The organism is Agarivorans gilvus, from assembly GCF_001420915.1.
In the GTDB taxonomy this organism is placed as follows: domain Bacteria; phylum Pseudomonadota; class Gammaproteobacteria; order Enterobacterales; family Celerinatantimonadaceae; genus Agarivorans; species Agarivorans gilvus.
In genome coordinates this window covers 2,548,260-2,572,611 of the sequence record NZ_CP013021.1, presented here as the reverse complement: position 1 = coordinate 2,572,611, position 24,352 = coordinate 2,548,260, and the positions used below count along the sequence as shown (strand labels likewise).

The window sequence follows — 24,352 nt, the reverse complement described above, 5'->3', positions numbered from 1 at the left end:
TTATCGCTCCTGAACATTAGCTAGCGCTTGCTCGATGTAGCGAGGCAAAGCAAAGCTGGCGGCGTGAATAGCTGGGGTGTAGTAGCGGGTGTTCAAATTGGCCGCGTTAAAACGTTGGGTAATTACTTCTAGTGGTGCTTGGCGTAGCTCGGCTTGTTGGCTGGCCCAAGCAAAGGTCATGATGCCACCTACGTAGCTGGGCACTGCCGCACTGTAGAAAGAACAATCACTAAAGTACTGAGATAAACGTACTTGGCTGGTGGTCACTTCATCAATCTGCATGAAGGCCACGCCGTTTTGCGCCACCATGATGCCGCCGTCGTTTAGGCAGGCGCTACAGGCCGCGTAAAAATCAGAGTGGAACAGCACTTCACCGGGACCGATGGGGTCGGTACAGTCGGAAATGATCACATCAAATTTCTGCTCGGTGTTTTTAACAAACTCGGCACCGTCAGCAATCACCAAGTTCACTCGTGGGTCGTCATAAGCCCCAGCCGAGTGCCCGGGTAAGAATTCTTTGCACATGTCTACCACGGCATGGTCAATTTCCACCATGGTGATCTGTTCAATAGCACTGTGCTTAACTACTTCACGAAGCATACCGCCGTCGCCACCACCAATAATTAATACGCTCTTCGCCTTGCCGTGGGCGAGTAGAGGGTATGGGTGAGCATTTCGTGGTAAATAAATTCGTCACGTTCGGTGGTTTGAATCACGCCGTCTAAGGCCATGACTCGACCAAAAAACGGGTTGTCAAAAATCACCAAGTGCCATTGTTCGGTTTTTTGTTCAAACAGCACTTTCTCTACGTCAAAGTACTGGCCGTAACCGGGGTGTAGGGTTTCAAAATAACGTTGTTCAACTAACATGGGTATTCCTCTAAAAACAAAAATCGGGTGCTAAAAAACGCCGTGCTGGTTGAGCAACAGGTAGCAATAAAGCCTGCTCAAGCACAGTAAATATAGGTAATAGCCGAGAGATTAGGCGTAGTTCGTGGCGGCTTCTTCGCGCGAGGCGTTAGCGCGAATTCGACGGAAATAGGCGACTAAGGGATGATAAAAATTGTCGCAGTCTTGAACTGCATAGAGGGTAACGACGAAGAGTCGTAGTTGTCGAAACAACGTTTTAATGCTGATAGATGTATTCATAATATATTTGCTCTTTTCCACCGTGAAAAATGCGCTAGGCAACTTTCACGGCTTATGCCACGAGAACCATAAAAAACCTTTTACTGAAGTATTGCGTATATTGATTTTCCAGCTTGCAGTGAGCTGGATAAATTTTTCGCGATTAAACCTTAGCTGGACAAGATTGACAAGCAATTTATTGCACATTAATCAGTTTTTTTTGACTCAGCTAAAAGCCTATCACCGCCTCGAATCAGCCCTGCTTAAACCCGCCTGCTATTGGTTTGTTGCTGATTGACTATCGCGGTGATGCTTGGGTTAAATTATGGAGCTTAATTGGCTGAGCTGTTGGGCGCGATAGTTTGAGCTTGGGGTAATAAATTGTTGTTGCGCAGCAACGGTTTGCAGCTCCCACTGTTGGCTTTGTTGAGTGGTTTGCAATACCCCATATACGGCATTATGACAGTGCTCAAAAGCCGCCACTGGAGTTAAGCCTTGCAATAAGCCACCACTGAAAGTGGCAGTGATTAAATCACCCACACCCACCGGAGCTTTGGCAAAGTCTAAATGAGGACGTTGCACCAAGAAGCAGCCCTTTTGGCTGGCTAGCATCATGCTAAATTGTTGCTCAGACAAGCAGTGTAAGTGTTTAACCAATACCAGTTTGGGGCCTTTGGCTAAGGCGTGCTGGCAGGCTTCAATGGCATCATCTAGGGTCTCTATGTCCATTTCAACAAACTGGCTGAGTTCGAATTGATTGGGCACTATCACGTCGGCCAAGGGCAGTAACTTTTGGCATAAGGCCTCACTCACGCCGTCGGCCACTATACAGCCTTTCTGTGGGTCACCCATTACTGGGTCGCAAATGTATAGCGCCTGTGGGTTGGCTTGCTTTAGGCGTATTGCCGCATCAAAGGTGGCGCGGCATTGTTCGGCGCTACCTTGATAGCCCGATATTAAGGCATCACAGTTTTTGAGCTGGTCTATGGCGGCAATGCCATCTATTAATTGTGATATATGTGCAGCGCTAAAGGCTTGGCCAGTCCAGCCCTCGGCATACTGGGTATGATTAGAGAATTGCACCGTATGAATTGGCCACACTTCAAAACCCATACGTTGTAAAGGAAACACCGCAGAGCTGTTACCCGCATGGCCAAACACCACATGCGATTGGATTGAGATAATATTTTTCATTGTTGTTTGCCCTGAAATAAATAGCTTTGCCAAATAAGGCCTTATCGATTTATCCCGCTCAGTAAGCTCGCAGATTCGGCGAACTAACGCGGTGTTTTGAGTTTGGCTCATCTGAAGTAATAGGATGAAGCCATCTTAGTGCTAGTTATAGTAGGGCGCTAATCCTGTTTGCAGGATCGAATACATCAAGTGTTGCTGATATTTTACGCTAGCAGCGAATACTAGGGATCCGCTGCGCGTAGGGACCGTAGTAGGTTTAGAGCTTACGGCCGAGTCTTTTTTCGATTTGCTTTTTCTCCCATTGAGGGCCAAAGAAATTGATGACGTCAAAGACCCTCAAACCGTGGCTAGCTAAGCCGATGCCCCAACCCAATGCCGGCCAGAAGGCCCAAATGTATTCTGGGTGAGTGACTAGGTTAATTACAAACAACATACATATAACCAGTACATAGCTGGTGAGGTGAGAGTAAAAACCTTTAATTGCTTGTACTTGTTTGAAGACTTTTTGTTCGTCTTCGGTGACGCGAATATTACTGTTCATGTCGGGCTCCATCTGAAGGTCGCTAAGCTCAATTTCAAATACAGCAGCTAAGGCTTTAAGTGATTCGAGGCTGGGTTTTTGCCCACCTTCGATGCGTTGAATAGTTCTAATACTCAAGCCGGTAAGCTCAGACAATTGCTCCTGAGACCAAGCCCTTTGCAACCGGAGTTTTTTTACGATCATCATTATTCCCTTACTGCTATTCCGACCACAACCTTAAGCTAGTTTATTCCATTTAGGTAACGACAGTAACCCGACAAATGGCCGACATCTATTTTATATCAATGGCTTATGTTTAAGTCCTGGTGATTGCCGCGGTGGCGGCGGCCCCATATTCGCCCACTAAGCATAGTCGTTTTCAACGCCTACTTGGTTATGTTTGCAGGTTAATTCACGGGTTCTACTTAACTATAGACCGGGCCTATCAGCTCTAAGTGAGTGAGATAGACACGAGTATCAAATTCTAGCTGATGATAGTGAGGCAGCATGTGCTGACATAATTGGTAGAAGGCCTTGTTGTGCTGCTTCTCTTTAAGGTGAGCGAGCTCATGTACCACTATCATTTGTAAAAAGGCTTCCGGCCCTTTTTTAAACAGGCTACTAATGCGTATTTCGTTCTTGCTTTTGAGTTTGTTACCTTGAACTCGAGACACATAGCTGTGTAAGCCCAAGGCATGTTTTAGCACATGTATTTTGGGATCGTAAACCACCTTGCTGAGCGGCGCAGATTTGCGCATGTAGCGGTTTTTTATCTCGAGAGCATAGTCGCGCAGGGCTTGGTCGTTGCTCAACTGATGTTCGTGGGGATATTTAGCGCGCAGCCAGTGACCCAACTGTTGTTGTTCTATCAATTGTTGAATTTGCTGTTGTAGCGCTGCTGGATAAGCGCTGAGGTAGTTCACTTGTTGCATTGTTGAAGCCCTGCTGCTGTTGCTCGCAGTATAAACAGCAGCAGGGGCAAGGCCTAGTAAAAATCACTAAGCCCTGCGCCTACTCACTATGTGCAATTGCTATTTTCGATTAAGCAGACTTATCGCAGTTACCACTAAGGTGATGCCAATAAGCTGCAGCCAGCTAATGCTATCTCCTAAGATCCACGCTGCTAGCAGCAGAGTAATTACCGGACCTAAGCTTCCCGAAATGGCGGTACGCTGGGCGCCAATGCGGTGAATGGCTTCGCTAAACAAAAACGACGGAATAACCGTTGAAAATAGCGCCATACATAATGCGTAGCCATAGACCGGCAGCGGATAACCCAACAGCGAAGGCAAGCTAGGCTGCAAGCTAAAGTGAATAAAAATGGCGAAACTTGCTGCCACCATAGCAATACAAGTAAAGGCTTGACTGCCGATTTTGCTGACGATGTTTTTACTGAACACCAAATAACAGGCAAAGCTGGCGGCACTGGCCACCACTAAGCCGGTGCCTAAGACCAGTTGGTCTTGATTAAGCTGTTGCTGCGCTTCGTTCCATACCATTAGCCAAACGCCTAACCAGCTGAGTGGAATTGCAAAAAACACCGCGCGTTGTGGGCGTTGCCGATAAACTAGCCAAGCGAGTAATAAGGTAAAACTCGGGTAGGCGTACAATACGACCCGCTCTAAGGGGCGGAAATGTACTGTAGCCCGCTTAAGTCCAGTAGACTTGCTAAGTAGTAACCACAGCTGCCGACCAAGGCCGCGGGTAAAATGGCCGACTTTATATGGCGGCTTTGAAAGCGCCCGCGTCGCCACCAATAGGCACCAAGGCCCAGATACACCGGAAGGCTAAAGGCCATACGCAGGGTCATTAGGCTGGCGGGATCAATGCCGTATTGATAAGCCAGTTTTATCCAGATCCCTTTCAGCGAAAATAAGGCGGTGGCCAGCAAGGCTAGGCTCAAGCCAAGGCTGGCCTTAACAGTAGAAATGCGGGTTCGTAGAGCTGCGCTGGATGAGTTGTTCAAGTGCATGTCCTTATTGCCTAATGATGAATAAAACGGCTACGAAGGACACAACACTGACTGCGCTTCGCAGCCAGTGATCAAGTATTAACTTAAGCCTCACCGCTGCCCAAACCAAGTAGCAGCCACAGTAGATTAGGAGCTAAGTGATTAGCGCCAATAATCGAGCTGACTAGGTAAGAGAAGTGAGTTGTCATAACTTTCCTTGATGATGAATTTTTAGCCTAAGCGAAGTGGCTCTGCCTGGCAATACTTAGAGGATAAAAAGGCATCGGTTTGGCAAAGTCGCTAAGCCACACTCGTAGCTTAGCGGCTCACATTAGCAATAAACCGTTAGATGTTTATTCACTAGGAGGTAGTGCTTGAGCAAAGGGTCGCTTGAAGTAAGGTTTGCAGCTTAAGTAGGCGAACATGCCAAGGCCCAAGATGAGCGCATAAGTGACTTGGCTGCCTAAGGCCACCAGTAAGGCGCAGCACAGTAGCACACTGATACAGGCTAATAGCCGAGCTAAGCCCTTTAGCAAAACCACTCCAGCCAACATACTGAGCAAGTACACCGCAATGAAGTTACCGTTGGCATAACGGATTAAATCTTCCAAAGGTAGCTTAAATAGCCAGATGGAAAGGCTGCTGACCACACAGGCTAGCACGATGAAAGTCAGGGCACGGCGTGGCACCTTGTTGGCCGATAGCTGGGCAAAATACGCCGGTAATTGCCCTTCGTCGGCCATGCTCCAAATTAAGCGAGCAAAACCCTGAATATAAATATTGATGCTGGCGAAACAGGCTAAGTAGCCAATGATGGCCGCTAAGTAACTGGCTTTACTACCAAATAGTATCGCTACCAAGCGAGCTAAGGACTGAGTATTGGCGTGTTGGTCGCCATAGCTGGCATATTTTAGTACCAATACCGAGGTGGCCCAGTAGACCGTGCCCGCTATCAATACGCCCAGCAATAAGGCGATGGGGAAATCGCGTTGCGGTTTGCGAAACTCTTCACCCATGTGGGTAAAGGCCTCAATGCCCACAAAACACCAAAACATTACCGCTAAGGCGGGAGCAATCTTCGCCGCTGAAAAGCTGCTGGGCAGTTGATAATCCAACGGCTGAATATCGGCTTGCCAGCTAAGGCTGAGGATCAGGCCAATAATAAAAATCGCGATTAAGCCTTGCACATTACCCGACAATTTAGCGCCGCCTAAACCCAATAGCCAAATTGCGGCCAGACTGCCGAGCTGCACAGCTAACTGCTCGCCTGAGCTAAGTGAAAAAATGGATTGCCAAAAACCGGTGGCCATCACTAATGCAGCAGGCAGTCCTACTGGCAGTACCGCAATAAACAAGAAGGCGCAGATCTTCTCGGCGCGCGATCCAAAGGCCTTGGCAACGAAGTGGGCGGCACCACCCGCATGAGGGTAGTGCTTACCTAAGGCGGCAAAGGTAAAGGCAATGGGGAGTACCAAGGCTATCAGCAATAACCATGCTAGCAGCGAGTCGCGCCCAGCAATATGGGCGGCAATGGCGGGCACCACAAAAATCCCGGTACCGAGGAGAGAGGTGGCCAATAAGGCGGCGCCTTGGCCTATACCTAATTGCTGATGTAAACGGCTCATAATAATGCACTGCTAAAATAGAGAAGAGCAAAATCATAGCGCCTTTAGTGAACTCTGGGAGCTAGCAATATGGCGGAAAGCCAGCGGCAATTTGCGGGTTTTTCCGTGAATTTAACGGTGGCGTTGTGCAAGCCTTAGGTTCAAGCCTTAGGCCCATAGCTTCGTTTGCCTGTTAACAAGATGCTTACATTTGCCTAGGTATGATTAACTTTAACCGGCCTTTGGGGTGGATTAAAGCCTAGCCAATAAGCGGCATATTTAAATCTTTTGGCAAAACAAGGCCATTTGTAAAAAAATAATTGGCCTTAATCATGAAAACAGTTTTGCCGATATTTGCGGATTTTGCCGTCATTTTCTTACCCAAATGAAATAAAGTTACCTATTTTGCTGGTATTTTGCGCAAACTACCTCTTTAGGGTAGTTTTAAGTTGTTATTGATCTACATCATTTCGTTGCTTTTGTTACATCCTATTATCCGCTCATTAATCTTTTTTGTGTGGGAAGTGTATGAGCAAGTTGAAGCTGGTCATTATTGGTAACGGCATGGTGGGTCACCGTTATTTAGAAGATTTGGTTGAAAAGGCCGAAATTAGCCAATTTGATGTACAGGTTTTCTGTGAAGAACCGCGTGTGGCTTATGATCGAGTTCACTTGTCGTCTTACTTTTCTCACCACACTGCTGAAGAGCTGTCACTGGTAAAGCAGGGCTTTTATGAAAAGCACGGTATTAAAGTCTTATTAGGTGAGCGGGCGATTAACATTAACCGTCAGCAAAAAATCGTTTATTCCAATAGCGGTAGAGAGCTGAGTTACGACAAACTGATCATTGCCACTGGCTCTTACCCTTGGGTTCCACCGATTAAGGGTAGCGAGCAAAAAGACTGTTTTGTGTATCGCACTATCGAAGATCTTAAAGCCATTGAAGCCTGTGCTAAGAACAGCAAGAGTGGCGCCGTGGTGGGTGGTGGTTTACTCGGTTTAGAAGCGGCAGGCGCTTTAAAAGCCTTAGGTGTGACTACCCATGTCGTGGAGTTTGCTCCCGTATTAATGGCTGAACAGCTAGATCAGCAGGGTGGTGCATTACTGCGTACCACCATTGAGCGTATGGGTGTGCAGGTGCATACCGGTAAAAATACCCTAGAAATTAAAGCCCAGGGTGAGCAGGCTCGCAATACCATGGTATTTGCCGATGACAGCCAACTAGAGGTGGATTTCATTGTATTCTCTACCGGTATTCGTCCACAGGACAAATTGGCTAGCCAAGCTGAGTTAGCCATCGCCCCTCGTGGTGGCATCGCGATTAACGACCAGTGTCTCACTTCCGACCAAGATATTTACGCCATTGGTGAATGTGCGTCTTGGAACCAGCGTTTCTTTGGTTTGGTGGCGCCAGGTTACAAAATGGCGCAAGTGGCGGTGGACCACTTGCTCGGTCAGCAAAGTGCCTTCACCGGCGCAGACATGAGTGCCAAGTTGAAATTACTTGGGGTTAAAGTGGGCAGTATCGGTGATGCTAATGGCCGCACGCCTAAGTGTAAAAGCTATGTTTATCAAAATGATAAACAGGGCGTATATAAGCGTTTGATTGTTTCCGAAGACGGCAAAAAATTGCTGGGAGCGGTGCTGGTGGGTGATACCGCAGACTATGGCAACTTGCTGCAGCTTAAGCTCAACGGCATTGATTTGCCCGAGCATCCCGATAGCTTAATTCTTCCGGCCCATGCCGGTGGCGAAAAGCCGGCGATGGGTGCAGACGCCCTGCCTGATTCAGCGGTGATCTGTTCTTGTTTCGATGTTACCAAAGGCAAAATTGCCGCCGCCGTAGCCGAAGGGCACACCACACTGGCCGAAATTAAAGCCTCTACCAATGCCGGTACTGGTTGTGGCGGCTGTTTGCCGCTGATTGGTCAGGTATTAAATGCCGAATTAGCCAAGGCCGGACTTGAGGTGAACAATCACCTGTGTGAGCACTTTGAGTACTCTCGCCAAGAGTTGTTCCACTTGGTGCGCATAGAAGGGCTAAAAAGTTTTGATCAAGTCTTAACCAAGCACGGTAAGGGTTATGGCTGCGAAGTGTGTAAACCGGCGGTGGGCTCGATTTTATCCTCTTGCTGGGGTGAGCACGTACTGGCTCCAGAGCGCGTTAGCTTACAAGATACCAACGATAACTTCCTCGGTAACATGCAAAAAGATGGCACCTATTCGGTGATCCCACGCATGGCTGGTGGTGAAGTGACACCACAAGCGCTTGCGGCTTTAGCCGAAGTGGCTGCGGAATATAACTTATATACCAAGGTGACTGGCGCCCAGCGCATCGGCTTGTTTGGCGCGCAAAAAGATGATCTTCCCACTATTTGGCGCAAGTTAATTGCGGCGGGTTATGAAACTGGCCAAGCCTACGGTAAGGCTTTACGTATGGCGAAAACCTGTGTGGGTAGCACTTGGTGTCGCTTTGGCGTGCAAGACAGTGTAGGCCTTGGGGTTCTCTTGGAAAACCGCTACAAAGGCATTCGCACGCCACACAAAATGAAGTTTGGGGTGTCTGGCTGTACTCGCGAATGTGCCGAAGCCCAAGGTAAAGACTTAGGCATTATTGCCACCGACGCCGGATGGAATATGTATGTAGGTGGTAACGGCGGCATGAAACCACGCCACGCCGACTTACTGGCAGCCGATTTAGACCAAGAAACCTTAATCAAATATGTAGACCGCTTTTTGATGTTCTACGTGCGCACCGCCGATAAATTACAACGCACCTCGGTGTGGCTAGAAAGCCTAGAAGGTGGGGTTGATTACCTGCGTGAAGTGATTGTTAACGACAAACTCGGAATCAACCAACAACTAGAGGCCGATGTGGCCAAGTTGATCGAAAACTACCGCTGTGAATGGAGCGAAACCATCAACGATGAAAGCCAATTGAAGCGCTTCGCCCACTTCATTAATAGCGAGCAACGTGATGACAACGTAGTGTTTGTGGATGAACGTGAGCAGCACCGTCCAGCCACGTGGGCGGAAAAATATCCACAGCCGAAGGGCGATATTTTACACCTTGAGTTGGAGGCATAAGCATGCGTTTTGAAACAGTTTGTCAATTGAGCGACATCATTCCTGGAACTGGCGTTTGTGCCTTGGTGAACGGTGCGCAAATCGCGCTATTTCGCCCGCGTGACGATGAGCAGGTGTTCGCCATTAATAACATGGACCCTTTTGCTCAATCCAACGTGTTATCGCGGGGTTTGATTTGTGAGCATCAGGGCCAGCTATGGGTAGCCAGCCCACTTAAGAAACAGCGGTTTAACTTGCAAAGCGGCGTCTGTCTGGAAAACCCAGAGGTAGCGGTCGCGAGTTATCCAGTAAGCGTTAGCGCTGGCAAGGTCGCCGTAAGCGCGTAAAGAATTAAATTCAACTTTAACATTAAGGACTAATATGTCTTACGTAAAACCAGCTGAATTCGTTCAAACGATGATCGATGCCGGCGAAAGCAAAGTGTTTATGTCCACTCGCGATACCATTATTCGCGGTATTATGGCTGGCGCGATCCTCGCGATTGCAGTGGCGGTAGCCATTACCGCCGCGGTACAAACCGGCGTACCGATTGTGGGTGCTTTGGTATTCCCCGTGGGCTTCTGTATTTTGAACCTAATGGGTTTTGACTTGTTAACCGGCGTGTTTGCCCTAGCTCCCTTATCGCTATTTGAAAAGCGCCCTGGCGTCACCGCTAAAGGCGTATTACGCAACTGGCTATTGGTGGGTTTAGGTAACTTAATTGGTGCGGTGGCGGTGGCCTTTTTGGTGGCTCTCACCTTTACCATGAACTTCAGCATGGAACCCGGCGCCGTGGGTCAAGCCTTCATTAAAGCCTCAACCGCGCGTACCTTAGGGTTTGCCGAGCACGGGCTAAACGGCTGGATTACCGCCTTTGTAAAAGGCATTTTGTGTAACTGGATGGTATGCCTAGGCGTAGTAGGAGCGATGACCTCAAAAACCGTGGGCGGTAAAGTCTTGGCGATGTGGTTCCCGATCTTCATCTTCTTCGGTTTAGTGTTTGAGCACGCGGTAGTAAATATGTACTTGTTCCCTCTGGGTATGATGTTGGGTGCCGATTTCACCGTGACCGATTGGTTAGTGTGGAACCAAATTCCGGTTACCTTAGGTAACTTGGTAGGCGGTTTAATGGTTACTGGGCTGAGTTTGTATGTGACTCACGCTAAGACCTTGCCTTCACGTAAGGCTGTTTAGCTCTTAGCCTAAACAAAACAGTCTAAAAGGGCCCCTCGCTTTGCTTGCTGAGGGGCTTTTTTATAGGTATAAAGCAACAACACAAGTATCAGTAGCCGCTGCTGAAGTATTAGTGCAGTCTTTTCCAGCTATTGAAGATTATGAATTATAAAGGAAATGGTCGATGTCTCATCTTCATCCAGAGAGCCAGCAGGGTTTTGTCTCCTTAGTCGGAGCCGGGCCTGGCGATCCTGATTTACTCACCGTAAAAGCGGTGAAACGGATCCGTAATGCCGATGTGATTGTTTATGACCGTTTGGTGTCGCAAGACATATTAGACATTGCCTCACCCACCGCAGAGATGGTGTATGTGGGCAAACAACTGGATCACCACTTTGTACCTCAGCCGGAAATAAACCAAATTTTGGTTGACCGTGCTCAGCAGGGTAAACATGTGGTTCGCTTAAAAGGGGGCGACCCTTTTATTTTTGGTCGTGGCGGTGAAGAGCTGCAAGCGTTGGCCGAGCATAGCCTGGCCTACGAGGTGGTTCCCGGAATTACTGCGGCAGTGGGTTGTACTGCTTATGCTGGTATTCCGCTGACCCATCGTGACCATGCGCAAAGTGTGCAGTTTATTACCGGACACTTAAAGCAGCACGGTGAAGACATTAACTGGGCTTCTTTGGCGCAGTCGAACCATACGCTAGTATTTTACATGGGCTTGAAGCAGTGCCCACAAATTCGGCAAAATCTACTGAATAACGGCTTGGCAAGCAGCACGCCTTGCGCCATTATTGAGCGTGGCGCCACCCCTCAGCAGCGGGTATTTACCGGTACTTTAGATAACTTAGCCGTATTGGCTGAACAAGCGGAAAGTCCTTCGTTGATTGTGGTGGGAAGCGTAACTCAACTGCACCATCAATTAGCGTGGTTTGGTGGCGACGCCGCCGAGTGAGGCGTAATTAGCTAAAGCCGAATAGGGAAGTAGTGCTTGGATAAATTTGATCAAAAGATTGTCGCAATGCTGGTGGACAATGCCCGCACCCCAGTGAGCCAAATTGCCCGAGCGGTAAATCTATCGCGCTCGGCCACCGCCGAGCGAATTGCCAACCTAGAGCGAAAGCAAGTGATCAGTGGTTATCACGCCAAACTTGGCCGTCAGCAAAGTTCAGCCCCCATCGTGGCACATTTGGAGCTACGCTATAATGAACACCACTGTGAAGCATATACTGAAATTATGCGTAGCATCCCAGAAATTAAGCGCTGCCAAACTATTTCTGGGGAGGTAGACATGCTACTTTACGTTGAAGTCGATTCAATGGCCCGTTTGGAAGCAATTCGTTTGCAATTAGAGCAAATGGAGAAGATGGTCATGGTGCGTACCCATATGGTGTTAAGGGAAATGTTTAGCCGCTAGGGTAAAAAATGAAACAGGTGATAGTGGGTTTTCAATTAGACGAAGATCGTCACTGGGTGGCTCGACTGGCTTGCGGCCATTTGCAGCATGTGCGCCACCTCCCGCCTTGGCAAAACCGTCCATGGGTGCTGGACTATCAAGGACGCGCTAGCATGTTGGGCAAAACCTTAGACTGTATTAAATGCCAGCAGCTTGCTCCTCGCGATTGGAATTAAATCATTTTAAGCCCTGCGATCCTTTCTGTTTTATTCGCCGTAATATAAATACCATTCCATAATTAATAACAGTTATGACGCCAGTTTTAGTTCGCTACCGTGCCCTAGTCTTATTGTTGGGCCTGCTCAGTTTAACTGCTTGCTCCAGCGCTGATGTGCAGCGTTACGCCAATAATCAGCCGCGTTTGCTACTAAGTGAGTTTTTTGCCGGTGAGCTGAGCGCTCATGGCATCGTGAAAAACCGTTCCGGTGAATTGATTCGTTATTTTAATGCCAGCATAAAGGCGAGCTGGGATGAAGCGGGCAACGGCCAGTTAGATGAGCGCTTTGTATTTGATGATGGTGAGCAACAACGCCGCGTATGGCAGTTAGTAAAACAAGCTGATGGTAGCTACCTTGCCAGCGCCAACGATGTAGCAACACCCGCGCCCATTAGGCTGGCTGGCAACGCCATGTTCATGGACTACGTATTGAGCTTGCAGTATCGCGGCAAGCCCTTAGATGTGGTGGTGGAAGACAAGATGTATTTAGTTAACCCCACCACCTTAATTAATGAATCTCGCTTAACTAAGTTTGGTTTTACTGTGGGCTCGGTCAGTTTGGTGATTACAAAGCAGCGGTAGGCGGCAGCCCTGTGTTCACAGATTGCTGAATTAGTTGACTTAGAACTTGTTAAAGCGCGGTAAATTAAGCTAGGTATTTATTAAGCGAAATGCAAAGAGAGATGTAAATGAGTAATGTTTCTAACTTGGCGGCACCAGCGCGAGGATTTAGCTTAGAGCCGGCCTTGATTACGATTACCAACCTGAGATTACGCACTTATATTGGCTTCAATCAGGAAGAGCTAAGTAAGCAGCAAGATGTGGTAATTAACGCTGAAATTCGTTATCAGGCGAGCCAGGCCTGTGAAGCCGATAGTGAACAATTGGCTTTAAACTATAAGGTGATTACTAAGGCGATGATTAGTCACGTAGAGCAGGGCCACTTTCGGCTACTCGAAAAATTGTGTGCTGACTTGTTGCAACTAGTGATGGATGAACCGCGGGTATTAAGCGCCAGTATTACCGTGGACAAACCCCATGCCCTGCGTTTTGCTGATTCGGTATCGGTGACCCTGGCTGGAAAACGCGACAGAGAATAAACAGTGATAAGTTGGCCATATCAAAGTAAACGCTACTGTGAGCAGTTTAATTTAGCGAATTTTAGCCTTTCCTTAGTGGTTCGACTTGCACCCGCGCAAAAAGTGAATACTATTGCGCCTTCGTTGTTAAATATTAAACAGAGTGTTGCAGGTTAAGCCTTAGTTAAGACGCTTGTTTAGTGGTGATGACCTCGCTCCGCCAGCGGGTTATAACAGAGAAGATGGCGGGAAATAAGCAAACAAACCAGCGATAGGAAGTGATTATGAAAGTAGCGCTAGCTGAAAAACAATTTAGTACAGACGCTGGCTTGTCTGCAGAGGCCATTCAAGTACGCCAAGCTTTGATCGACAAGGGTATTGAAACTCCATTAGTGGAAAATACCCTGAGTAACGAGCAGAAGTATCAGAAGATTAAGGCCAGTATGACAGAAGTTGTGGCGACTCTCGGTTTAGACTTAACAGACGATAGCCTCGCCGAAACGCCGCATCGCATTGCCAAGATGTTTGTTGATGAAGTATTTGCCGGCCTCGACTATTCGGCCTTTCCCAGCATTAGTATCATCGAAAATAAAATGGGCTTAGAAGAGATGGTGAAGGTTTCAGATATTGCTTTCACCAGCACCTGTGAACACCATTTTGTGACCATAGACGGCTTCGCCAAAGTGGCCTATTTGCCCAAAGATAAAATTATCGGCTTATCTAAAATCAACCGTATTGTGCGCTTCTTTGCTCAGCGACCTCAGGTGCAAGAACGTCTCACCCAACAAGTATTAGTGGCGCTACAAAGTTTACTAGGCACTGAAGATGTGGCGGTGAGCATTGCGGCGACTCACTACTGCGTGAAGGCGCGCGGAGTGATGGATGCCAGTTCTAGCACCCAAACTTCGGCTTATGGGGGTAAGTTTAAGGCGAGTAAATCCACTCGCCGAGAATTCCTCGGCTAGTTGCGACTGCTCGGTCTATTTATTGCCCGAGTTATTTGACTTGGGCTTGCTGAAACGGCGACTGGTTTTATTGTCGCCGGTGTGGCGACGGTTTTTTCCAATCGGCTTGTTGCCGCGGGCATTCTCTCCAGAGCGTTGACCATCTTTATGTTCGGTTCTGGCAGGCTTGGCCTTTTTCGGTTTTTTCCCCTTCGGCGGACGAGTATCTTTAGTGACAGGCAGTTTCGCGCTAGGCTCGAAGCCTGCGATCTCTTTTCGCTCTAATAGTTGCCCTATTAAGCGCTCGATGCCAATTAAATCACCCACTTCCTCGGCACAAACCAGCGATACCGCTTGACCAGATGCGCCAGCGCGGCCGGTTCGACCAATGCGGTGCACATAATCTTCCGCTACATTGGGTAAGTCGAAGTTAACCACTTGCGGTAGTTGGTCGATGTCTAAGCCGCGTGCCGCGATGTCGGTGGCCACCAATACCCGTACTTCGCCACTTTTAAATTCAGCTAAGGCACGGGTTCTGGCGCCTTGACTCTTATTACCATGGATTGCCGCGGCAGAAATTTTACGCTGTTCTAAGTGTTTGGCTAAGCGGTTAGCACCATGTTTGGTGCGGCTAAATACCAAGACTTGCTGCCAGTCGTTGTCTTTAATTAACTGGCTTAAGAGACCGGCTTTCTTGCTCTTATCTACCGGTACGATCCATTGGCTGACAGTATTGGCAGTGGCATTGGGCGGTGCCACCGAAACTTCTACCGGATCTTTTACCAAGCTTTTTGCCAGCGTTCTGATTTCTTCAGAAAAGGTTGCCGAGAACATCAGGGTTTGGCGCTGTTTGGGTAGCAGGGCGAGGATCTTTCTAATGTCGTGGATGAAACCCATGTCCAGCATGCGGTCGGCTTCATCAAAGATAATCACTTCTAACTGCCCAAAACGAAAGGCGTTTTGTTGGTAGAGGTCGAGCAAGCGACCGGGGGTGGCCACTAATACATCGGCGCCACGTCTTAGCTTTTGCATTTGTGGGTTAATTTTTACCCCGCCAAAGACCACCGTGGAGCTAAGATCAAGGTGTTTACCGTAGTTGCTGACACTTTCGCCCACCTGAGCGGCTAACTCGCGAGTAGGGGTAAGTACTAAGGCACGGACTTGATTGGCGCGCACTTTAGGGCCTTTGCTTAAGCGCTCTAACAACGGCAAGGTGAAACCAGCGGTTTTACCAGTACCGGTTTGCGCCGCGGCCATGATGTCTTTACCTTCAAGGATCACCGGAATTGCTTTGGCTTGAATAGGTGAGGGTGTGTCGTAGCCTTGTTCGGCAACAGCATCTAATAAAGGTTTTGATAAACCGAGGGAAGCAAAGCTCATAGCATGGTCTCTTGTGGTCAGTTCTTGACGTGGCCGCCTTATGCGGGCGTGCAGCTTACAGTAAGTTGTGTCCAAGCGCCAATGTCTTTAGCGCCTAACATGCAAGGCTTAGTGATGCTTTAGTATAGTCTAATGGGCTAAGTGGCTGGATGGGCTGCTTCAATCTTCGCTAGCGGCTTGTAATTGTGGTCGGTACTGGCATAGTAGAGCCGTCTAATAAAGGGGAGCAATAATGAAAATTTGGGTGGATGCCGACGCTTGTCCGGTAGTAATTAAAGAGATTTTGTTTCGCGCTGCCGAGCGAACTCAAATCCCCTTAACCTTGGTGGCTAATCAATACATCAAAACCCCTCCTTCTAAAGTGATCAGCAGCTTGCAAGTGAGCTCCGGCTTCGATGTGGCGGATAACGAAATCGTGGCTAGGATATCAGCCGGTGATTTGGTGATTACCTCAGATATTCCCTTGGCGGATGAAGTCATCACTAAGCAGGCGCAGGCGCTTAGCCCTCGTGGTGAGTTGTATACCAAGAGTAATATTAAATCGCGCTTAAATATGCGTGACTTTATGGACACCCTACGCTCCAGTGGCGTGCATACCGGTGGGCCTGCTGCGCTAAGTCAAGCTGACCGCAAAGCCTTTGCTAGCCACTTAGACAGTATTTTAACCAAGCATCAAGCGCGCCGTTAAGCGCAGTGATTTAGGTTTTTCTAGTTCAGCTAAGCCGCTTAAGCTAGTGGCTTAGCTGGATAATGCCTCTTATTTCCCCGACTAAATTGGTTTTTTTGTCAGCTTTTCGGGGCAAGTTGCTTGGTTTTTCATCACTGCTATTCAATACTAAGGGCCGTAAGGCCAAACGGATGAATTTGTTCTCACTAGGGCCTTAGCATCAACTAAGCATGCCACTAGGATGGGGATATGAAATTTAGACATGCTGTTTGGTTCTTATTAAGCCTTGGCGCGCAAGCCGAATCGAGCTGCGGTAAGGTCTCCATTGCCGATATGAATTGGAGTTCGGCTAGCATCATCGCCCATTTAGATCAGTTCATTCTTGAACATGGTTACGGCTGTGATACTGAGCTGGTGCCTGGTGCCACCATGCCTACTTTACAATCCATGCTGGACAGCGATACCCCAGATATTGCCCCAGAATTATGGACCCACAGCGTGAAAACGCTATTAGACGAGGGAGTGGCAGATAAACGCTTGCGAGTAGCGGGACACGCTTTGTTAGATGGTGGGGAAGAAGGCTTTTGGCTTCCCCAGTACTTGCTTGAGCAATATCCTGAACTGGCTACCATTGAAGGGGTGAAGCAGCACGCTGAACTATTCCCTCACCCCCATAAGGAGGGAGCATCGGGCTTTCATGGCTGCCCCAAGGGCTGGAATTGTTATATTTCAGCAAAACATTTATTTGATGCTTTGCAACTAGAACAAGCCGGTTTTGAGTGGATTACAACCAGCTCAGGTTATAGCTTGTCGGCCTCCATCGCTTAGGCTTATCAGCAGCAACAAGGCTGGTTGGGTTATTACTGGGCCCCCACCGCGGTACTTGGCAAGTATCCGATGGTGAAGGTGGATTTTGCCAGCGGCGTCGACCCTGAAGAGTTTACTCATTGTACGACTCAGCAAGATTGTCTTCAGCCCAAGGTAACCATGTATCCAGCTGCGACTGTCCACAGTGTTACCACTGAACGCTTTGCTATTTCAGCCCCGGCAGCTTACGACTACATCAGCAAACGTGCCTTTAGTAATCAACAAATGAACCAGCTGCTAGCGTGGATGGAACAACAGCAAGCCGATGCTCAAACCAGCATGTACTATTTTCTGCAGGAGTACCCAACGATATGGCAGGCTTGGGTGAGTGAAGCCGCGGCCATCAAAATTAAGCAAGTCTTGCCTAACTAACTTTAAAGCTGCGTTAAACCAAGTACTTGTGAATGAGTGGCAAAATAAGATGTCGAATTAACTAACAAACCAGGAGTGACTTTGAGTTTTATTATTCGTCCCATCGAAGCTAGAGATGATGTCCGAGTGCAGCAGATCATCGAACAGGGAGGGCGTGAATTTAGCGCCATTGGTGAAGGTTTTGGCCCATCCGATCCTGAAGTCGCGGCAATGAGCCAACACTATCAAGCAGCCAATAGTGCTTATTATGTACTAGAGGCGCAGCAGCAAGTGTGGGGCTGTGCTGGAATTGCTGAGTTTGATGCAGCAACGGCTACCTGTGAATTACGTAAACTGTTTGTCAGCCCGCAAGCGCGCGGTCAAGGTTATGGGCGCGCCTTGGCAGAGCATTGCTTAAAGCAGGCTCAAGCGTTGGGTTATCAGCAATGTTACCTAGATACGCTTAGCACCATGAAGCAAGCCATTGGCTTGTATCAAGACTTGGGTTTTCAACACCTAACTACACCGTTTGCCGCCAGCGAACATAGCGGCTGTGATGTGTGGATGCTCAAGCGTTTTACTCGCCGCTCAAGGTCGTCAACTAGCTGAAAGTTTTAAATACCGGTGCTATCACTACATAGGGTTTGCATGCGTTGATAGGTTTCAGCAAAGCCCTGTAATGAGATGGTTTTTCGGCTTAACGTTATATTACCCAAGGTTACTGGTGGTTCACTAAAGTGCAGGTATTTACCGTTTTGTAATTGCTCGACTTGTTGGTTCGAGGCCTCTAGTACTTGGCTGTTACCCAAGGTGCTCAGTAAGGGCTGATTATCCACATACACTTGTTGCACATGACTATTCAGCAAGTTGTGTTTTATACCCACCTTGCCTTCATTAGTGCAAATCATTTGCAACATCGCGTAATGATCAAGAATACCAACCAAGCCTTTGATGCCTGATGGGATGTTGCCGCTAGTCGTATGATGGTAACGATAGTTAATTTGTGCGTTAGTACCAATATACTCGGTGGGCTGGTTAGCTACATAGTAGCTGTTATATGCGAATAGTGGGAATGAGATGACACTAAGCGCGACTGCTAGAATTTTCACAAACTTTCCTTGAGATACAACTTATATTGTTAAATTACTTACTAGCCTCTTTTAACGTTTTTTTGTTGGCCAATATACCCAAACCAAGATACTGGCTCAAGCTTCTCAGTAGTTTAATACAGACATATGACAAATTAATAATTTCGTTTTTTTATATTAACCTCATGGGTTTATCGGATGCTTTTTTATTTAGCCTGAATATGGTGTGATATTGCTTTATACAAATAATTGGCATCAACATGGACGGGCAAAGACAAATCATAAGGGCGGTACAAGTCAAAGACAGTGCCGCTATCTGTCGGATCTATAATCATTACGTGGTAAGCAGTAGCGCTAGTTTTGAGGAACAGCCGGTGAGCGAGGCCACTATGGCCCAGCGCATCGCAGAGCTTAGTGCGCGTTTTCCGTGGTTGGTTTACCAACAAGAAGGGGAAGTGGTGGCTTATGCTTACCTCAGCGCTTGGAAGCCGCGCAGTGCCTATCGCTTTAGCGCTGAAAGTTCGATTTATTTGGCGGCTCATGTGCGCTCGAAAGGTTTAGGCAAGCAGCTTTATCAGCAGTTGTTGAAGCAAGCAGACGACTACCCCATAGCGACTATATTGGCTGGAATCTCCTTGCCTAATGAGGCGAGTGAAGGCTTACATCAAAGCTTAGGTTTTCATAAAGTGGCTGAGTTGGAAAAAGTCGGTTACAAGTTTGGACGTTGGATTAGCGTAGCGTATTGGCAGCGCCATATTAAAACCGAGCAGCAATTGAACGATTTCATTAGCCGCCAACAGAAGGAGCTGGAAAATGGCTGAAATCACTTTTGAACCAGAGCAAAAGGCTGCCCTAGTAGAGAAGATACAAGACTATTGTGAACAGCAATTAGAACTTGAAGTGGGCCAGTTTGATGCTGAGTTCTTGCTGGATTTCTTCGCCGAAGAAATAGGTGCATTTTATTACAATCAAGGGCTAAAAGATGCGCAGGCAGTGGTGCAAAGCCGTGTCGATAACATTGCTGATGATTTGTATGAAATTGAAAAAAAGCCGGTGAAATGGCGTTAAGTGCAACGAGGGCTTAAATGAAAACAATTGGAATGATTGGCGGTATGAGTTGGGAGTCCACCTTGAGTTACTACCAACAGCTAAACCAAGCGATAAAGCGCGAGAAAGGCGGTTTGCATTCGGCAAAAGTGAACTTGGTGAGTGTCGATTTTGCTGAAATTGAGCGCTTACAACATCAAGGTGATTGGTCCGCGTTAGCGAAGCTCATGCAGCAGGCCGCTGGCTCGGTTCAAGCCTCTGGCGCCGATTTCTTGCTCATTGCTACCAATACCATGCATAAAGTGGCCGCAGAGGTAGAACAGGTTATAGATATCCCTCTATTACACATTGGTGATGCTACGGCCCAAGCCTTGTTGGCCGATGGGATCCACAAGGTCGGTTTACTCGGTACCCGTTTCACTATGGAGCAGGATTTTTATAAGCAACGTTTGCAGCTGCAAGGTTTAGACGTGCTGATTCCCGATAGCCAAGGGCGTGAGGGAATACATCGCATCATTTATGAAGAGCTTTGCCAAGGACAGATCAAAGATAGGTCTCGCCAATATTATGTGGCGCAAATCAACCAGCTAAAACAGTTGGGAGCTGAGGCGATTATTTTAGGATGTACCGAAATTGGTTTGTTGCTAAAGCAGGCCGATAGTGACTTGCCTTTATACGATACTACGGTGATTCATGTGCAGGCCGCCGTTGCGGAATCGCTGCGGGCTTAAATTTTAGGCAATAAAAAACGGTCCATGGGGACCGTTTTATCGCTTAAAGCGAGTGTCGAACTCATCGTTGATAAGTTAGATACTCATGCCTTAATAAGCAGCTTAGGCAACTTTTACGTTAGCAGCTTGAGGACCTTTTGGACCTTCTTCTACTTCAAAAGTAACTTCTTGGCCTTCAGCTAAAGTTTTGTAACCTTCGCTTTGAATTGCACGGAAGTGTACGAATACATCTTTACCGTCTGGGCGCTCGATGAAACCAAAACCTTTTTGCTCGTCGAACCATTTTACGCGACCTGTAGCCATGAGTAATCTCCAAAAATAATAAATAAAATTTATCCGAAAATAGATAAATTAGGGTGCCGAAAGATGCAGAAATTACTTACGAACAAACAGGTGGAAATTGCTAAAAATCGACGTATTTGTATGGGGCATAAATATCCGCTGTAACCTTTACCAGCCAGCGAAGTGTAACTTATATTGGGGTAATGTAAAGCGCTATGTGTGATCTTTCGTAAACTACTTAAGTCTGTGAGAAGCTTAGAAAAATCGTGCGTATTATTTTTTTATAAAAAACTAATCAATGATTCGTTTAAATACTAAGGATTATTATGAACTTAAAAATTCATCAGGTAGACAGCTTTACTCAGGATTTGTTTAAAGGTAATCCTGCGGCGGTGTTATTGCTGGACGCTTGGTTAGAAGACGAATTGATGCAAAATATTGCTAAAGAGAATAATTTGTCTGAAACCGCCTTCGTGGTAAGGCTAGAACCCGATGAGTACATGATTCGGTGGTTTTCGCCCTTATGCGAAATTGATTTTTGTGGCCATGCCACCTTGGCGGCGGCCCATGTGTTATTTGAGCAACATCCCGAGTTATCTACGATTGGTTTTTCCACCTTACAAGTAGGAGAGTTAAGCGTGCAGCGTGGTGAGCAAGGGCTGATTACCATGGACTTTCCCAGCTATCCTCCGGTTTTAGATTTTGAAACTCCAGCAGCGCTGCTGGATGGCTTATCGATTGCCCCCACAGAAGTACGCCGTAATCAACAAGCTTATTTTGCTATTTACTCGCAGCAAGCACAGGTGGAACAGCTAGAGGTGGATTTAAGCTTACTGAAAAGCTTAGCGCCTTATGATGTAGTGGTCACCGCGCCGGGTATTGAATATGACTTTGTGTCGCGTTATTTCTGGCCGGCCAATGGCGGCGATGAAGATCCGGTTACAGGTTCCATTCATACCGGCTTGGCCCCTTATTGGAGTAAGCGCCTCGCTAAAACCACGCTGCTTGCTTATCAAGCCTCAAGCCGTGGTGGCGTATTGCATTGCCAAGTGCAAGATGAGCGAGTCTGTATTGCTGGATATGCCAAAACTTATCTCGAAGGACAGTTACTGTTGTAATGCCCCAATGAGCGCAAGGAGTAAGTCATGAAACAACACGAAAAACTCAATTATGTGGAATATCCCAGCCGTGATTTGAACGCGACTAAAGGATTTTTTCTGAGGTCTTCGCCTGGCAGTTTGAAGATTTTGGTGAGGCTTACAGCGCCTTTACAGAAGCCAATTTAGCCGGTGGCTTTTATCAAGCGCCATTGCATTCTGATAGTCGTCAAGGAGCTGCCTTATTAATGTTTTACAGTGATGATTTAGAGCAAACCCAAGCCAAGATAGTGGCTGCTGGAGGCGCTATTAGTAAAGCTATTTTTCATTTTCCCGGCGGCCGCCGTTTTCACTTTTGCGAACCCAGCGGAAACGAATTTGCAGTTTGGTCTGAACATGTTTGAGAGTAACCGTCTAAAAACCCTAGTGAGCACTGTTATTGCCTTGTTAGCGTTTGCTGCCAACTCACTGTTGTGCCGTTTCGCTCTTGGTGAGCAACAAATTGATGCCGCGAGTTTTACCGGGGTTCGCTTATTGTCTGGCGCGGTTATGCTGGGCTTATTACTGGGCTTTTCGCAAGGGGCGCTGCCGCGTTTCCAGCGGGCTAATTTGGGCTCTGCTCTGATGTTGTTTGTGTATGCCAGCTGCTTCTCATTTGCCTACTTGTATTTAGATACCGGTATTGGCGCTTTAATTTTATTTGGCGCGGTGCAGTTGAGTATGTTGTTGATTTCTTGGCTGCAAGGAGCACCGCTCAAACTGGCGGAAGTGCTTGGTGTGGGCTGTGCTTTTAGTGGCTTGATATTGCTGTTGGCCCCCAGCGAGCAGGTCTCGCTGTCGATTCAGGGTTTTTTATTAATGTTGGTGGCGGGCATTGCTTGGGGAATCTACAGCCTAGTTGGCCGAACTTCTAGCAATCCCAGTCGGGATACTTATATTAATTTTTGCTTGAGTCTGCCTTTTCTATTGTTATTACTGCCCTGGTTAGTCAAAGATGGGCAATTTAGCATGCAGGGTGTGCTTCTGGCGGTAGCCTCGGGGCCTTAGCTTCCGGTTTAGGCTATTGGCTTTGGTATGTCGCTTTAGCATCTTTGTTGGCGAGCCAAGCCGCGGTGTTGCAATTACTCGTGCCCATTCTTGCCGCGGTTGGCGGCTGGTGGCTATTGGATGAAGCTTTAGGTTGGCGATTTTTATTCTCTGCCGGTTTAGTGCTGGGTGGCATATTGCTGACGATTTTTAGTCGGCAGCGCCGTTAAGTCACAATGAGTCGCATCGCTTATGATGCGCTTTATGCTTAACCTTTTTTCTGCCTCTGTCGAACTATATTTCTATTTATTGGTTTTTTCTTGGATTTTATATCTAATAAATATCTCTAATAAAGTGTTATCATCTGCGTTCTGTTTGTATTGTTTTGGTTTGTCGTAATAGTTTGATGTAGAGGAAGCAGATGGCGCGGGCTCATTTTCGAGTGCTGGGGCGCGGTGTTTTAACGAGGAGTTTGCTGGCCATTTTCGGCTTGGCGTGGTCGTTTCCAGCCTGCGCGCGTCTTGTTGCAGGACACATGCAGCAAGAAATTTTACCCTTTGTACAACGTAACTTAGCCGGTAGCTTTGCCGCCGATGCGGTACTGCATGACCGCGAAACGCTAACCCTTGGCGTTGCCAACTTCAACCCTAGAAAGTTTATCCCCATCGACGATGAGGACTTAGGAGATGAAGATTCGAGAAAACGCAAAAACCAGATCAAAGCGTTTACTTTGCCTTTTGCTGAGTTTTTGCCGTGGCATGGCGCTAGCTGGGAGTCTTATTTTACTGGCCATTTGGGCTTTACTCAGCGCTATCACGAAATTAGCTTGTTTGAGGAAATAGATGCGCGGCGCGACCAAGAGCGAGTGCGGTTTTATTCTTTATATTTGGCGGGTGGCGTGCATAAGGAGCTGTGGTCCAATTGGCGTTTAAGCGCCGAGTTGGGAGGTAGTGTCAGGCGGATAGAGCAACGTTATAGTTATAACAACTCGATTAGTCAGCAATTTCAGCCTTTGTTTGATGGCATTTTAAGTAATTTTTCACTGAATGCTTGGATGCTAGAGCCCAAGGTTGCACTGGAGTATCAAAAGCGTTGGAGTCGCCATAAGTTTCGTTATCGCTCGCGGCTGAGCCAGCTCTATGGTGAAAGCTTTGGCTCTGCTGTTAGCGCTCATCAATTTACTATTCAAGGAAGCTATTGGCGTAATACCGCGGCGTATTCCCATCCCTTAGGGCGGCTTTGGGATGTTTCTTTGGCGGGACAGCTTAGTTGGTCGCGGGTTGATTTAACCGGCCATACTCGACAAGCCTTAGAGACGCCGCATTATTACGAATTGGGTTTTGACTTGCTGATGGGCACCGGGGCCTATGGCAAGGGCTGGCTAGACAACCTCAACATAGGCTTGATTTTTAACTATGGCAGCGCCATAAAAGGTGGCAGCTTGGTGCTTAATTACAATACTTATTAAGCCCCAAGCACCGAGTG

General features: G+C 47.5%; 30 protein-coding genes and 2 pseudogenes. 20 read left to right on the top strand and 12 right to left on the bottom strand.

Translation table 11 applies throughout. The features are described 5' to 3' along the window. From speE to yjeH, 9 genes are all read right to left on the bottom strand, one after another. Positions 1-621, bottom strand: coding sequence for a polyamine aminopropyltransferase (gene speE / locus AR383_RS12015; protein ID WP_232304800.1), 621 nt, complete (start codon positions 619-621; stop codon positions 1-3). Positions 622-623: 2 nt separating this feature from the next. Next, complete coding sequence (locus AR383_RS22090) at positions 624-869, bottom strand: class I SAM-dependent methyltransferase (protein ID WP_232304734.1); 246 nt, start codon at positions 867-869, stop codon at positions 624-626. A 111-nt stretch (positions 870-980) separates the two neighbouring features. Next, the gene (locus AR383_RS21555) at positions 981-1,148 is read right to left on the bottom strand and encodes a hypothetical protein (protein ID WP_157051725.1); all 168 of its coding nucleotides are present in this window, start codon (positions 1,146-1,148) and stop codon (positions 981-983) included. A gap of 297 nt (positions 1,149-1,445) precedes the next feature. Then, positions 1,446-2,321 carry a pyridoxal kinase PdxY gene (pdxY, locus tag AR383_RS12005; protein ID WP_055733358.1) on the bottom strand — a complete coding sequence of 292 codons (876 nt, stop codon included), beginning with the start codon at positions 2,319-2,321 and terminating at the stop codon, positions 1,446-1,448. Positions 2,322-2,577: 256 nt separating this feature from the next. Beyond that, positions 2,578-2,997 carry a 2TM domain-containing protein gene (locus AR383_RS12000; protein ID WP_417857831.1) on the bottom strand — a complete coding sequence of 140 codons (420 nt, stop codon included), beginning with the start codon at positions 2,995-2,997 and terminating at the stop codon, positions 2,578-2,580. A gap of 269 nt (positions 2,998-3,266) precedes the next feature. Then, the gene (locus AR383_RS11995) at positions 3,267-3,773 is read right to left on the bottom strand and encodes a YgjP-like metallopeptidase domain-containing protein (RefSeq protein ID WP_055733356.1); all 507 of its coding nucleotides are present in this window, start codon (positions 3,771-3,773) and stop codon (positions 3,267-3,269) included. Between the two features lie 99 nt (positions 3,774-3,872). After that, on the bottom strand, positions 3,873-4,451 hold the full coding sequence (locus AR383_RS11990; protein WP_055733355.1) for a DMT family transporter: 579 nt from the start codon (positions 4,449-4,451) through the stop codon (positions 3,873-3,875). Positions 4,452-4,462: 11 nt separating this feature from the next. Then, complete coding sequence (locus AR383_RS11985) at positions 4,463-4,807, bottom strand: hypothetical protein (protein ID WP_157051724.1); 345 nt, start codon at positions 4,805-4,807, stop codon at positions 4,463-4,465. 338 nt (positions 4,808-5,145) lie between these two features. Further along, positions 5,146-6,417 carry an L-methionine/branched-chain amino acid transporter gene (gene yjeH, locus AR383_RS11980; protein ID WP_055733353.1) on the bottom strand — a complete coding sequence of 424 codons (1,272 nt, stop codon included), beginning with the start codon at positions 6,415-6,417 and terminating at the stop codon, positions 5,146-5,148. Positions 6,418-6,924: 507 nt separating this feature from the next. Here yjeH and nirB point away from each other — a divergent pair. The 9 genes from nirB (at position 6,925) to folE (ending at position 14,352) form a co-directional block, all read left to right on the top strand. Beyond that, positions 6,925-9,483, top strand: a complete 2,559-nt coding sequence (gene nirB / locus AR383_RS11975) for a nitrite reductase large subunit NirB (protein ID WP_055733352.1) — start codon at positions 6,925-6,927, stop codon at positions 9,481-9,483. A 2-nt stretch (positions 9,484-9,485) separates the two neighbouring features. Continuing rightward, positions 9,486-9,809 (top strand): nitrite reductase small subunit NirD, encoded by a 324-nt coding sequence (gene nirD, locus AR383_RS11970; protein ID WP_055733351.1) that lies wholly within the window; start codon positions 9,486-9,488, stop codon positions 9,807-9,809. A gap of 34 nt (positions 9,810-9,843) precedes the next feature. Continuing rightward, complete coding sequence (locus AR383_RS11965; RefSeq protein WP_055733350.1) at positions 9,844-10,656, top strand: formate/nitrite transporter family protein; 813 nt, start codon at positions 9,844-9,846, stop codon at positions 10,654-10,656. 163 nt (positions 10,657-10,819) lie between these two features. Then, positions 10,820-11,590 (top strand): uroporphyrinogen-III C-methyltransferase, encoded by a 771-nt coding sequence (gene cobA / locus AR383_RS11960; RefSeq protein ID WP_055733349.1) that lies wholly within the window; start codon positions 10,820-10,822, stop codon positions 11,588-11,590. Positions 11,591-11,626: 36 nt separating this feature from the next. Beyond that, complete coding sequence (locus tag AR383_RS11955) at positions 11,627-12,052, top strand: Lrp/AsnC family transcriptional regulator (protein WP_055733348.1); 426 nt, start codon at positions 11,627-11,629, stop codon at positions 12,050-12,052. 8 nt (positions 12,053-12,060) lie between these two features. After that, positions 12,061-12,267, top strand: coding sequence for a DUF3565 domain-containing protein (locus tag AR383_RS11950; RefSeq protein ID WP_055733347.1), 207 nt, complete (start codon positions 12,061-12,063; stop codon positions 12,265-12,267). Positions 12,268-12,341: 74 nt separating this feature from the next. Next, positions 12,342-12,890: a DUF3833 domain-containing protein gene (locus AR383_RS11945; RefSeq protein WP_055733346.1), complete on the top strand. Its 549-nt coding sequence runs from the start codon at positions 12,342-12,344 to the stop codon at positions 12,888-12,890. A 107-nt stretch (positions 12,891-12,997) separates the two neighbouring features. Beyond that, positions 12,998-13,408 carry a dihydroneopterin triphosphate 2'-epimerase gene (gene folX, locus AR383_RS11940; protein ID WP_055733345.1) on the top strand — a complete coding sequence of 137 codons (411 nt, stop codon included), beginning with the start codon at positions 12,998-13,000 and terminating at the stop codon, positions 13,406-13,408. Positions 13,409-13,671: 263 nt separating this feature from the next. Continuing rightward, a complete protein-coding gene (gene folE / locus AR383_RS11935) occupies positions 13,672-14,352 on the top strand; it encodes a GTP cyclohydrolase I FolE (RefSeq protein ID WP_055733344.1) in 681 nt (226 codons plus the stop codon). Positions 14,353-14,367: 15 nt separating this feature from the next. Here folE and AR383_RS11930 read toward each other — a convergent pair whose 3' ends face one another. Further along, positions 14,368-15,711: a DEAD/DEAH box helicase gene (locus AR383_RS11930; RefSeq protein WP_055733343.1), complete on the bottom strand. Its 1,344-nt coding sequence runs from the start codon at positions 15,709-15,711 to the stop codon at positions 14,368-14,370. A gap of 232 nt (positions 15,712-15,943) precedes the next feature. On the opposite strand from AR383_RS11930, the gene AR383_RS11925 reads away from it, so the two are divergent. The 3 genes and pseudogenes from AR383_RS11925 (at position 15,944) to AR383_RS11915 (ending at position 18,205) form a co-directional block, all read left to right on the top strand. Then, positions 15,944-16,399 carry a YaiI/YqxD family protein gene (locus AR383_RS11925; RefSeq protein ID WP_055733342.1) on the top strand — a complete coding sequence of 152 codons (456 nt, stop codon included), beginning with the start codon at positions 15,944-15,946 and terminating at the stop codon, positions 16,397-16,399. Between the two features lie 228 nt (positions 16,400-16,627). Further along, positions 16,628-17,617, top strand: a pseudogene (locus AR383_RS11920) (glycine betaine ABC transporter substrate-binding protein). Positions 17,618-17,698: 81 nt separating this feature from the next. Next, on the top strand, positions 17,699-18,205 hold the full coding sequence (locus tag AR383_RS11915) for a GNAT family N-acetyltransferase (RefSeq protein ID WP_055733341.1): 507 nt from the start codon (positions 17,699-17,701) through the stop codon (positions 18,203-18,205). Positions 18,206-18,210: 5 nt separating this feature from the next. Here the strand turns inward: AR383_RS11915 and AR383_RS11910 are convergent, their stop codons facing one another. After that, positions 18,211-18,705: a hypothetical protein gene (locus AR383_RS11910; RefSeq protein WP_055733340.1), complete on the bottom strand. Its 495-nt coding sequence runs from the start codon at positions 18,703-18,705 to the stop codon at positions 18,211-18,213. Positions 18,706-18,944: 239 nt separating this feature from the next. On the opposite strand from AR383_RS11910, the gene AR383_RS11905 reads away from it, so the two are divergent. From AR383_RS11905 to AR383_RS11895, 3 genes are read left to right on the top strand one after another with little or no spacing between them, the layout of a single operon-like run. Beyond that, entirely contained in the window at positions 18,945-19,505 is a 561-nt protein-coding gene (locus AR383_RS11905) for a GNAT family N-acetyltransferase (protein ID WP_055733339.1), read from the top strand. Then, complete coding sequence (locus AR383_RS11900; protein ID WP_055733338.1) at positions 19,498-19,752, top strand: DUF2164 domain-containing protein; 255 nt, start codon at positions 19,498-19,500, stop codon at positions 19,750-19,752. Before AR383_RS11905 ends, AR383_RS11900 begins: the two co-directional genes overlap by 8 nt. A gap of 17 nt (positions 19,753-19,769) precedes the next feature. Beyond that, complete coding sequence (locus AR383_RS11895; protein ID WP_055733337.1) at positions 19,770-20,462, top strand: aspartate/glutamate racemase family protein; 693 nt, start codon at positions 19,770-19,772, stop codon at positions 20,460-20,462. A gap of 102 nt (positions 20,463-20,564) precedes the next feature. On the opposite strand, the gene AR383_RS11890 is transcribed toward AR383_RS11895, so the two are convergent. Continuing rightward, on the bottom strand, positions 20,565-20,765 hold the full coding sequence (locus AR383_RS11890) for a cold-shock protein (protein ID WP_016399963.1): 201 nt from the start codon (positions 20,763-20,765) through the stop codon (positions 20,565-20,567). A 305-nt stretch (positions 20,766-21,070) separates the two neighbouring features. On the opposite strand from AR383_RS11890, the gene AR383_RS11885 reads away from it, so the two are divergent. The 5 genes and pseudogenes from AR383_RS11885 to AR383_RS11870 all read left to right on the top strand — a co-directional run bounded on the left by AR383_RS11885 (position 21,071) and on the right by AR383_RS11870 (position 24,335). Next, a complete protein-coding gene (locus AR383_RS11885; protein ID WP_055733336.1) occupies positions 21,071-21,862 on the top strand; it encodes a PhzF family phenazine biosynthesis protein in 792 nt (263 codons plus the stop codon). 27 nt (positions 21,863-21,889) lie between these two features. Continuing rightward, positions 21,890-22,245, top strand: a pseudogene (locus AR383_RS11880) (VOC family protein). Further along, on the top strand, positions 22,238-22,888 hold the full coding sequence (locus tag AR383_RS11875; RefSeq protein WP_232304733.1) for an EamA family transporter: 651 nt from the start codon (positions 22,238-22,240) through the stop codon (positions 22,886-22,888). The pseudogene AR383_RS11880 and the gene AR383_RS11875 overlap by 8 nt, the downstream one beginning before the upstream one ends. 47 nt (positions 22,889-22,935) lie before the next feature. After that, a complete protein-coding gene (locus AR383_RS22085) occupies positions 22,936-23,097 on the top strand; it encodes an EamA family transporter (protein ID WP_232304732.1) in 162 nt (53 codons plus the stop codon). A gap of 191 nt (positions 23,098-23,288) precedes the next feature. Continuing rightward, a complete protein-coding gene (locus AR383_RS11870) occupies positions 23,289-24,335 on the top strand; it encodes a Solitary outer membrane autotransporter beta-barrel domain (protein WP_055733335.1) in 1,047 nt (348 codons plus the stop codon). The last annotated feature ends 17 nt before the right edge of the window (positions 24,336-24,352 follow it).